Below are 11,613 nucleotides of genomic sequence, written 5' to 3' on the forward strand. Positions count from 1 at the left end.
TTTATACCCTAATAAGCTGCCGGAAAGTGAACGGGTATGCTTCGGAATATGTACTTAAATCATACAAACTAGTTGTGATTTGCTTTCATTTTAGTATCTTTGAACCATTAGAAACAACAAAATAATTATTTACATTATTCAAAAATAGTTGTGATTTGCTTTCATTTTAGTATCTTTGAACCATTAGAAACAACAAATAAAATCGCATATACATTGCTATTAAGTTGTGATTTGCTTTCATTTTAGTATCTTTGAACCATTAGAAACAACTTTTAACAGTAGTAGTAGTACCTTCAGCAGTTGTGATTTGCTTTCATTTTAGTATCTTTGAACCATTAGAAACAACACAACCTACAAAAGATATACGTTATAATAAGTTGTGATTTGCTTTCATTTTAGTATCTTTGAACCATTAGAAACAACCTTAAACTAAAATATATATTTTCTTATATGTTGTGATTTGCTTTCATTTTAGTATCTTTGAACCATTAGAAACAACTAAATGCACTAGATGCTAACCATTCTAACAGTTGTGATTTGCTTTCATTTTAGTATCTTTGAACCATTAGAAACAACCTCAGCTATAATCGAACAAATTCATACTTAGTTGTGATTTGCTTTCATTTTAGTATCTTTGAACCATTAGAAACAACTGAACTCGATACAATCAGGATGATTGCGAGTTGTGATTTGCTTTCATTTTAGTATCTTTGAACCATTAGAAACAACTCTATGCGCTTGTTATATAGTAATAAGAGGTTGTGATTTGCTTTCATTTTAGTATCTTTGAACCATTAGAAACAACCGAACTAACCAGAGCACAAGCGGCCAAGAGTTGTGATTTGCTTTCATTTTAGTATCTTTGAACCATTAGAAACAACTATCGATGGGCGCGGCTGTTGTTGTTTCATGTTGTGATTTGCTTTCATTTTAGTATCTTTGAACCATTAGAAACAACGGGACACTGAATTTTGCCAACAATTATCTGGTTGTGATTTGCTTTCATTTTAGTATCTTTGAACCATTAGAAACAACTTGTTGATTGTTTCTTGTTGTCTATCAGTAGGTTATAAGTAAATTTAGAAAAAGAAAAAGTTGTTTCTTGAAATAATAAATCCCATATTAACCATGGGATTTATTATTTTAAAAGAGTTCTAATTGTTGTCCTGGTGTTTTTACCCCACTTGCTTTCTTGCCATAAAATAGCTCAATTTCTCCAAACTGTTTGTCTGTGATACATATAATTCCAACTTGACCATATTCAGGTAGAAAGGATTTTACTCTTTTTATATGCACTGCTGCATTTTCACTGCTTGCACAATGGCGTACATAGATAGAGAATTGAAACATTGTGAATCCATCTTTTTGTAGATTTTTGCGAAAATCAGTATAAGCTTTTTTGTCTTTCTTTGTTTCTGTTGGTAGGTCAAAAAGAACTAAAATCCACATAACTCTATATTCGCTGAAACGTTCCATTAGAATTCAGGATAAATGATTTTTCGTGATTCTCCAGAAAAGCATTTATATAGTGATGCCGTTGTTTGGCTTGCTGCTATCATAAGAGGACTTCTTTTCCCACTGATTCTGACATCTATTGTGGGGATGGATAATAAACTGGCTTTTACTTCTTTTGTAAGTTCCATTTTGTTTTCAGAGTATAGTTGATAGACTAGCCGGTCTATGAAGGGGCGATATGGTTCCATAATATCGTCTGCTAAGCAATAGGCATTGTATCGGTTATGATGGTGAATGCCTAATGTGGGTAATAATCCGCTTGTTACAAGAGAACGTGCGATAACTGCACGGAGAATGGCATAACCATAATTTAAAAGATTGTTAGGGGGTATGCCATCTCGGTCCCTTGTAAAGTTTTCGATGTCATGAAAAAGTGTTTTCCAGTAGAAAGCTGCAGCACGTGCTTCCAGATTGTCGGGGTCTCCACTTCGTACATCGTTAGCCCATATACGCATGCATTTTATATCTTCGTTTATACATATGGATAAGGAAGATGCTTGATTGTTGATTTTTGCTTGAATGGTTTGTTGCCATAGTTGTTTCTTTAAAGGCAAAGAAGCATCCAGTTGTTTCCGAAAACGCTCATTTTGGGTAGTGTTTCCATAGAGAGGGAGCATTAATCCTACAGGCATACTTTTACTGTCACAAGTAATAAGTGCACAATTATTTTCAAGCAATGCTTCAATAGCTCCGGAAGTAATGGTGATTTGTTTATTATCCAAAATAACAACGCCTATATCTTCAATAGGTTTGGTTATTTCAGATTGACGTTTCATCGCTTCCGGAAGTGAAGGACATTTTTCTACTTCCGGAAGTTTTATGACAAGTTGGGCATTACGTAATGATAGGTATGCTGGGTTACCAAAATATAATGTTTTCTTTATCATAGGCTAATTGACGTTATAATGTTTCCTAGTCTGTCTGTTTTGATGGGGATGCATATTTCTTTTATCATTTCATCTTGCCAAGTTTTTTGTGCTTTGTTATTACTTCCTAACTCAATAGTTTGAATTATGGGCTTTGCAACGAAATATGGAATGAAATGACATTCCCCTTCAGTACAACTCACCATCTTATAAATTCTATCTTTTTGTATTGGTTGATTAATATGTCCATTTTCTATTTCTTCTTTTGTTGGTACATATACTAAATCATTGGGTGATAATATAAATTTAGGTAGATTACCCTTTTCGTTTTCGGGTGCTGGTGACAAGCCTTTTTTTAGTCGTTCAATGACTACGTTTAATGGAATAGAGGCGAAACTGCGTTTATGGGCAGTTTCATATATTGCAAAGAACAGGTTAGTACCTTTTGCTGCCTCTACAAACTTAGTGGATTTATTTCCTGTTTGTCCAACAGCGAATTTATCGGCTTGTTCGTATGTTCTGACTTTATAAATTGGTTGATGAAATTTTCCATTATTATTTAGGGACATAATATTTTTATTCATTTGTTCAATACCTTCAGGTGAGAAGGCTTGTTCCGGATTATTGCCATTCTGCTCCAAATGGCGCAGTAAAATTTGTTGGATTCCTGTATCTGCAACTTTTTCTTCTATTTTCTTTTTATTGAAAGTTGTATTTATTGATTCACGGCAAGCAAAGAATCTGTTGGCAGTTTCTTTGGTGAAATAGTATACTGGTATCTTCTTTAGATTTATTTCTTGCCAAATATCTTTATTGTCTTCAAAGTATTTTTTGATTTGTTTTTCATTGAGTCCTTGCGTTAAAAGCTCTTTTATTTTTTTCTTTAAGTCTTTTTCAATAATTCTTTGAGGATTCTCAAGAACGGCTTTCAATGTAGCAGTGGTTGTTCTGCGCAGGTTGATTTCTCCATATACGGTTTCTTTATGCATGGGCTTACGGATAGCCCAGCTATCACCTTGTTTTTGTGAGCAACTTACTTTTTTCCCGTTTTCATAGTGGATATAATGGTTAGTTGTTTTATTGATAATACGCAGATTTTGTTTGAAGCTTACAATGATGTTGCCTAAAATGGAATACACATCTTGGGTAAATGTATCCCAAGGTTTGTCAATGAGCCATTGATAGTTTCCCAAATTGTCGGTTTTTGTTTTCTTGCATAATATTTGTCGCAGGTCTTGACGTGAAATCTTTGCATTCTTGCTGGCTGATTCATTATTTAAATAATTGACTATATTCCGATTGGCGCAGGCTATGACAATGGCATCCATGGCATGATGGCGGTGGTCAATACGTTTTTTGTTGAATCCTTTTTGTAAATCTAATGGCATAGCAGGAATTGTCTTGTTGCATGCATTGGTTGTCGTAAAGCGATTGCTTTCCGTAATTTCGTTCAAGCGTATGAAACGAGGTAAAATGAGTTTATTCCATACGTCGTTGATCCCCCAGTCTTTTTTTAGTCGGTCTGTGATACTTCCAGTACAAACAATAACATTCTTAGATGTAGCTTCTTCTTCTCCTTCATCACGTACAATATTAGATAATAATGATTTTATTAGCTTACTAATATAACGGCTGTCGTTTAATTGACGTTCAATAAACTGATCTGGAATATCTTCCATCAATAGCTTTTGCATTTTAGTGCGGTTGTAGGAATAATGTTCTTTCACAAATAGCTCATAAGCTTCAACCGTCTGTATTTTAACGTTTTGTCCGAATCCTAGTTCTACTATTCTTTCTTGATTGTTTTTGATGAATTCATAGCCTAACATATTGCCTTTTAGCTTATTAACTTCTGCTTCACAAATAACTTTATTTGTGAATGAATCATCAAAATAACGAGATTGAGGAATTACATGTTCAATTTCGTATGCAGGGGTGAAAAGTTTTCCTAAAGGAATCATAGCTCCAGTATAAGGAGAACGATATTTTTGTTCCAGCCAGCATTTATAACGTAAGACATCGGATGTAGACGGGCGTTTTTTGGTATCAACTTCATTGAATTTCTTTAAAATAACAGCAATATCTTCTGGTATATCTTTAGTTTCGTTTAGAGCTTCTTCTTCATATATACGCAATAAATCTTGCTGGCTTGGAGAGTGCGGGCGTACGTTCTCAATTCCCAATTCTGGATTGGCAAATTCAGCAAGAAGTGCCTTGATACGCAGATTGGTGTTTTCGTTTTCTTGTATTTGTTGGGTGAGTTTTCTGCGTTTCTCGGCAGGATTCTTCATTTCACGTCCTAATTCGACATGAATTTCATCAATATGCCCTGTCTGTTTCCAAATATCTCGTACAGTGCGTAAGGTTTCCATGATGATTTGTTCCACAATAGGATTGTGTAAAGAATGTTGCTTGAATGCGTTTAGAAAAGCATCAATATCTGAAGGTTGTTGCCATTTAGTAACGTCCTTTATCTCTGAATGGCGGTTATATACGATATAGCATGCCAGCCAGGTTGGAAGTCCCTGAAATGAGTATAAATTGTCCAAATGGATTGTTTTTTCTCTGGTTCGGTTCTTTATGTTTTCTTCAAACTCTCCAGTTAATATTTTTTCTATACGGTCAAGAGTTGTACTGTCGAAATTTTCTGCTTTCCAATATCTTCCTATACGCATAAGTGGCAATAGTTTTTTGATAGCTTTGGCAGAATAGGAACCGTAATCTTTCTCGAAAGGAGGAATTTGCTGAAAAGTATCTGCAAATTTATCGCTTAAATAGTTTTTATCAGCGAAATGCTGTAAAGCTTTTCTGAGTTCATTCTTGTCAGAAATAGAGTATAGAATATGCCATAGTTTCTCTTCTATTTCTGATGTTAAGGCTGATTGCTCTATTCCTGCTTTTTCCCAATATGAAAGTATCTTGTAGTGAGTCTCATTACAAGGATATGTCTTGTCTTCTACATAATTCCAGCGATAATTTGCTGTATTCTTTTTTAATCCAAATGCTGGGTTTTTAAGAAATGTGTCTTGTCTGATTTCTTTTTTCTGATTGAGCCAGTCGAACAAGTTTGCGTAGGCATCTTCGGTTTTCAGAAATTGACTTGTTACATCTATGTCAGTAGTGAATTTTCCGTTTATGGTTCCTTCCTTTTGATAAATTCGCAAGTTTGATATAAATTGCCATAGACGAAACTCTTGAAAAAGAGGATGTGATTTGGCTATACACTTTAACGGAGAAGTGCATATTTCTCCTGTTTCTTTATTGATGTATGTGTATTCTTCGTAAGGACAATTACTAATAAGCGATTTTTTGCTTTTAAGTGGACGTTGATAGAATAAAATATCCTCAATAAGCAATTGGGCAATGCTATATTTTGCAATAGCATTACGATGGGCTTCGTTATTAGGATACAGTTCTTCAATGCAGGCTTCTAATAAATTGGAGTCTCGCAATTCTGGGTGAAATTCTTCTTGTTTCTTTAATATCTGATTTAATTCGTCTTTATAATACTTGCGTTCAATGGTGCGAATCAATTTTCCCCGAATCTTTTGGCTAGGAGTTTGTAATAGTGTATCATAGATGTATGCGCCTACTGTTTTATGAGATGTGTCAAGATCTTTTTGAGTTTTTGTTTTAATAAGCTCCCACTGTTCTTCCCATTCTTGTTCGGTAGGAATTTTGAAACGACGGCTTAACTCTCCATTTTCATCATATTTGTCATTTCCGTTTTTATCAAGGTCTATGATTGCAATAATATCTTTTTTCTGACTTTTCCAGTCGGGCATGTTTTTACTGAAAAACTTTCCTTTCTCTCCGTTTTCAAGTGTTATTGTGAATATTTTTAATCCTTTATAAACTTGCCCTGTGTCAGTAATATCTGTTACAATCTGGCTGTCAAAATATTGCCGTGTTTTAGAAGATGCTTTTTCTGTTTCCTCTTCGCGCAGCTGATAGTATCCTCTTTTCTGATTGAAATTTAATAAAACCCAAGCTAATTCTTCTTTTTCAATTTTCTGTATCAATGCCTTTTTGCGCAAATAAAACAAAGTCCAGTCGTATGGAACTTTTTTTATTTGGCTGTTGTTTTGTAAAAAGTCATTGAGCATCTCCTGAAATGAACTTTGAAAGATAAAGTAAGGAAGTCCATGCGTATTTGTTGTCCAAGCGAGTTTTGGCTCAGAATTGGCAATAAATTTTCCATACCTGTCTAATTGGTTGGCATAATGCTTGGGAAGAAATCCTAATAATTGTAGGATGCGATGCAGTCTTTCTCTTCTGAGTTTTTTGCGTTCATATAATCGGCGTACTCCACGAAATTGAGTACGGTTGGCTGTTTGTGAAACTGTATTTCCTTTATTGAAGTCTCCTAATTGGGCGGCATCCATAGGAATTATTCTGCTTCCTGCAGCCTCTATACCTTTTAGTTGTTCTTTTTGGGTTGTTTCGTCAAAGCTTGAACTGATAACTGCCCATCCTATACTGTTTGTGCCTAAGTCTAAACCTAAAATGTGTTTCATAGTTGTATTTTTTCAATTTTTTCAAAACTACTAATTTTTTATGAAAAAAACTTGTCTTTTGTATTGTTTCTTTTTACTTTTGTAAAACTAAAATGAAGCAAATCACAATAAGGATTATTCCGTTGTGAAAACATTTAGGCGCTTGCCCATCGTCCTTTATCGGTGGGCTTTTTTATTGTTTTGTATTTTCTATAAATAAAAATCCCCTCCAGAACTCATTCATTACAAATAGTTCCGGAGGGGATTAATTTTATCTATATTTTTAAGCGGTACGGATTATTTGTATTCGTCCCAGCTCTTGATAGCGATGTCGTCAATGCTCATAGAGCAGAAGGCATTGATGAATGCACTTGCCAGACGGGCATTGGTTACCAGAGGAATGTTCAGGTCGACTGCGGCACGACGAATCTTGTATCCGTTTTCCAGCTCGGTAGGAGTGAGGTCACGCGGAATGTTTACCACCATGTCGATTTCTTTCTTGTGCAGCATTTCCAGTGCCTGAGGCTGACCTTCTTCGCTTGGCCAGTATACGCGGGTGTTTTCCACTCCGTTTTCTGCCAGGAACTTAGAAGAACCGCCGGTAGCGAAGATGTTGTAACCTTTGGCCTTGAGGGCGCGCGCTGCCTGAAGCAAATCTACTTTCTGTTTCAGTGTACCGGTAGACATCAGGACGTTCTTTTCCGGAATGCGGTAGCCTACAGACAGCATGGCTTTCAGTACGGCACATGAAGTGTCGTCGCCGATACAGCCAACTTCACCTGTAGAAGCCATGTCTACACCCAGTACAGGGTCGGCCTTCTGCAAACGGTTGAACGAGAACTGGCTGGCCTTGATACCTACGTAGTCGAGGTCGAAGAGGTTCTTTTCAGGCTTTTCTACCGGCAAGCCTAACATGACTTTGGTTGCCAGCTCGATGAAGTTAATCTTCAGCACCTTGCTGACGAACGGGAATGAACGGCTGGCACGCAGGTTACATTCAATTACCTTGATGTCGTTTTCACGAGCCAGGAACTGGATGTTGAACGGACCAGAGATGTTCAACTCTTTCGCAATCTGACGAGAGATACGCTTGATGCGGCGTACGGTTTCTACGTACAGTTTCTGCGGCGGGAACTGGATGGTAGCGTCGCCTGAGTGTACACCGGCAAACTCGATGTGCTCAGAGATGGCGTAAGCTACGATTTCACCGTTCTGTGCCACGGCATCCATTTCTACTTCCTTAGCGTGTTCGATGAACTGGCTTACTACTACCGGATGCTTCTTCGACACGTTAGCGGCCAGCTGCAGGAAGCGTTCCAGCTCTTCCTGATTAGAACATACGTTCATGGCTGCACCAGAAAGCACGTATGACGGGCGAACCAATACAGGAAAGCCTACTTTTTCGATAAATGCGTTGATATCTTCCATAGAAGTCAGTGCGCTCCATTCAGGCTGGTCTACGCCGATACGGTCGAGCATAGCCGAGAACTTGTCGCGGTCTTCAGCGTTGTCGATGCTCTTGGCAGAAGTTCCCAGGATGTTTACCTTCTGTGCGTCCAGGCGCAATGCTAGGTTGTTCGGAATCTGTCCGCCAGTAGATACGATGACTCCGTGCGGGTTTTCCAGGTCGAGGATATCCATCACACGTTCGAAAGTCAGTTCGTCGAAGTACAGACGGTCGCACATATCGTAGTCGGTCGATACGGTTTCAGGGTTGTAGTTGATCATTACTGAGCGGTAGCCTTCCTTACGGATGGTGTTCAGTGCCTGTACGCCGCACCAGTCGAACTCTACGGATGAACCGATACGGTAAGCACCTGAACCCAGTACAACGATACTCTTGTGGTCGCCCAGGTAGTGTACATCGTTGGCCACGCCGCTGTAAGTCAGGTATAGGTAGTTGGTCTGTGCCGGATATTCGGCTGCCAGCGTGTCAATCTGTTTTACTACCGGCACGATGCCTACACTCTTACGGTGGTTACGGATTTCCAGGATACCGTCTTCCATATCGCCTTCGTAGCCGATGGCACGTGCCACCTGGAAGTCGGAGAATCCCTGACGTTTTGCCTTGTAGAGCAGCTCGTTCGGAAGCTGTGAAAGCTGTGTATGGTTGTTGCCCCACTCGTGGAGTTCCTTAGAAGTCTGCATGATGTTCATCAGCTTGTCGAGGAACCACTTGTCAATCTTGGTGAGGTCGTGAATTTGGTCTACTGTGTAGCCTGCACGCATAGCCTTTGAGATGACGAAGATACGCTTGTCGGTCGGTTCGCGCAGTGCTTTGTCGATGTCTTCGATAACCAGCTCCTTGTTTTCCACGAAACCGTGCATGCCCTGACCAATCATACGAAGGCCTTTCTGGATGGCTTCTTCGAAGGTACGTCCGATGGCCATGACTTCACCTACCGACTTCATGCTGGAGCCCAGTTCGCGGTCTACGCCGTGGAACTTACCCAAGTCCCAGCGAGGAATTTTACATACGCAGTAGTCCAGTGCCGGCTCGAAGAAGGCAGAAGTTGTTTTTGTTACCGAGTTCTTCAGGTCGAACAGTCCGTAACCCAATCCCAACTTAGCTGCAACGAAAGCCAGAGGATAACCTGTAGCCTTAGATGCCAGTGCAGAAGAACGGCTCAGACGGGCATTTACCTCGATTACGCGGTAGTCTTCTGATTCAGGGTCGAACGCGTACTGTACGTTACATTCACCCACGATACCGATGTGACGGATGATACGGATGGCCAGTTCGCGCAGTTTGTGGTATTCGCTGTTGGTCAGCGTCTGTGACGGAGCGATAACGATAGACTCACCGGTGTGGATACCCAGCGGGTCGAAGTTTTCCATGTTGCAGACCGTGATACAGTTGTCGAAACGGTCGCGCACTACTTCGTATTCCACTTCCTTCCAGCCTTTCAGACTCTTTTCTACCAGCACCTGCGGAGAGAAAGAGAACGCTTTTTCGGCCAGCACGTTCAGTTCTTCTTCGTTGTCGCAGAAACCTGAACCCAGACCTCCTAATGCGTAAGCTGCACGGATGATGACCGGATAACCCAGTTCCTTCGCTGCGCGGCGGGCATCTTCAATGTTTTCTACTGCCTCACTCTTGATGGTCTTCACGTTGATTTCGTCCAGTTTCTGTACGAAGAGCTCACGGTCTTCTGTATCCATGATGGCCTGTACCGGAGTACCCAGTACGCGGGTGTTGTATTTCTCGAACACACCGGCTTTGTAGAGAGCCACACCGCAGTTCAAGGCAGTCTGTCCACCGAATGACAGCAGCACGCCGTCGGGACGTTCCTTGTCGATGACCTTTTCTACGAAATATGGAGTAACGGGCAGGAAGTAGATTTTGTCTGCCACACCTTCCGAAGTCTGCACGGTGGCGATGTTCGGGTTAATCAGGATGGTTTCGATACCTTCTTCCTTCAGCGCTTTCAGAGCCTGCGAACCCGAGTAGTCGAATTCACCAGCTTCACCGATTTTCAGGGCTCCTGAACCTAACAGCAATACTTTCTTTATGTTTTCTTTCATTGTCTTCTTTGTTTTTTAGTAGATTACAGCAACTTTACAAACTCATCGAACAGGAATTCCGTGTCGGTAGGACCGCTGGAAGCTTCCGGATGGAACTGAGCCGAGAACCAGGGGTTCTTTTTGTGACGGATACCTTCGTTCGAACCGTCGTTCATGTTGATGAAGAGCGGTTCCCAGTCGGCTCCCAGTGTATTGTTGTCTACGGCATAACCGTGGTTCTGTGAGGTGATGAAGCACTTATCTGTGCCCACCATGCGTACCGGCTGGTTATGGCTGCGGTGACCGTATTTCAGCTTATAGATTTTGGCACCTCCTGCCTTTGAAAGCAGCTGGTTACCCATACAGATACCGAAGATAGGAAGTTTTTCGTTCTGCATGGCCTTGCGGATGTTCTGTACGGCTGCATCACAAGTGTCGGGGTCGCCCGGACCGTTGGAGATGAACAGACCGTCGAACTGCAGAGAGTTGAAGTCGTAGTTCCAGGGCACGCGGATGATTTCCACGTCGCGCTTGAGCAGGCAACGGATAATGTTTGATTTCACGCCACAGTCTACCAGCACAACTTTTTTCTTGCCTTCGCCTTCGTTGTAGCGAATCACTTCCTTGCAAGAAACCTTGTCTACGTAGTTCACACCTGCATAGGTAGCTTCGGGAATGTTATTTGGTTCATCGTCGAACACGATTTTTCCCATCATCACTCCATGTTCGCGCAATACCTTTGTCAGTTCGCGTGTGTCGATGCCCGTGATGCCCGGAATCTGTTCGCGTTTCAACCAGTCGCCCAGACTTTCCACTGCATTCCAGTGAGAGTATTTTTCACTGTAATCGCTTACGATAATCGCTTCGGCATGGATTTTCTCGCTTTCCATGAAAGTGGGCAGTCCGTTTGCTTCGAATGTGAAGGGAGGCACACCATAGTTACCTACCAGCGGGTAAGTCAGTGTCATCAACTGACCGGCATACGAAGGGTCGGTCAAGCTTTCGGGGTATCCGGTCATTGCCGTATTGAAAACTACTTCACCGGCTACCGGTTTCTCATAGCCGAACGACTTGCCATGAAAGCGGCTCCCGTCGTCGAGGATCAATGTTACATTTCTCATTACCTTGTTACTAATAATCTTTATATCTTGTATTTTTTTTCTATTCTACTCTCGTATATACGAAAAAACGCCCGGACTTGCCGAAAAGCAGTTCCGGGTGTTTGAAAAAAT

At 40.6% G+C, this 11,613-nt stretch carries 5 protein-coding genes and 1 CRISPR repeat array; all 5 genes read right to left on the reverse strand.

The features are described from left to right. The first annotated feature begins 71 nt into the window (after positions 1-71). A CRISPR array of direct repeats spans positions 72-1,035; the repeat unit is 47 nt; unit sequence GTTGTGATTTGCTTTCATTTTAGTATCTTTGAACCATTAGAAACAAC. Between the two features lie 108 nt (positions 1,036-1,143). The 5 genes from cas2 to carA all read right to left on the reverse strand — a co-directional run bounded on the left by cas2 (position 1,144) and on the right by carA (position 11,502). After that, positions 1,144-1,476, reverse strand: coding sequence for a CRISPR-associated endonuclease Cas2 (gene cas2, locus DXD04_RS06295; protein WP_117671837.1), 333 nt, complete (start codon positions 1,474-1,476; stop codon positions 1,144-1,146). Beyond that, positions 1,476-2,402 carry a type II CRISPR-associated endonuclease Cas1 gene (cas1, locus tag DXD04_RS06300; protein WP_117671840.1) on the reverse strand — a complete coding sequence of 309 codons (927 nt, stop codon included), beginning with the start codon at positions 2,400-2,402 and terminating at the stop codon, positions 1,476-1,478. The genes cas2 and cas1 overlap by 1 nt, the downstream gene beginning before the upstream one ends. Next, complete coding sequence (cas9, locus tag DXD04_RS06305; protein ID WP_117671842.1) at positions 2,399-6,898, reverse strand: type II CRISPR RNA-guided endonuclease Cas9; 4,500 nt, start codon at positions 6,896-6,898, stop codon at positions 2,399-2,401. Before cas9 ends, cas1 begins: the two co-directional genes overlap by 4 nt. Before the next feature lie 276 nt (positions 6,899-7,174). Next, positions 7,175-10,402 carry a carbamoyl-phosphate synthase (glutamine-hydrolyzing) large subunit gene (carB, locus tag DXD04_RS06310; RefSeq protein WP_007563805.1) on the reverse strand — a complete coding sequence of 1,076 codons (3,228 nt, stop codon included), beginning with the start codon at positions 10,400-10,402 and terminating at the stop codon, positions 7,175-7,177. Positions 10,403-10,425: 23 nt separating this feature from the next. Next, positions 10,426-11,502, reverse strand: a complete 1,077-nt coding sequence (gene carA, locus DXD04_RS06315) for a glutamine-hydrolyzing carbamoyl-phosphate synthase small subunit (RefSeq protein WP_117671844.1) — start codon at positions 11,500-11,502, stop codon at positions 10,426-10,428. Positions 11,503-11,613 lie beyond the last annotated feature (111 nt).

Origin of the sequence: Phocaeicola plebeius (assembly GCF_003437535.1) — a bacterium.
In the GTDB taxonomy this organism is placed as follows: Bacteria; Bacteroidota; Bacteroidia; order Bacteroidales; family Bacteroidaceae; genus Phocaeicola; species Phocaeicola plebeius_A.

Coding starts and splice junctions, on each gene's coding strand:
- cas2 (WP_117671837.1), bottom strand. CDS start 1,476: ATGGAACGTTTCAGCGAATATAGAGTTATGTGGATTTTAGTTCTTTTT.
- cas1 (WP_117671840.1), bottom strand. CDS start 2,402: ATGATAAAGAAAACATTATATTTTGGTAACCCAGCATACCTATCATTA.
- cas9 (WP_117671842.1), bottom strand. CDS start 6,898: ATGAAACACATTTTAGGTTTAGACTTAGGCACAAACAGTATAGGATGG.
- carB (WP_007563805.1), bottom strand. CDS start 10,402: ATGAAAGAAAACATAAAGAAAGTATTGCTGTTAGGTTCAGGAGCCCTG.
- carA (WP_117671844.1), bottom strand. CDS start 11,502: ATGAGAAATGTAACATTGATCCTCGACGACGGGAGCCGCTTTCATGGC.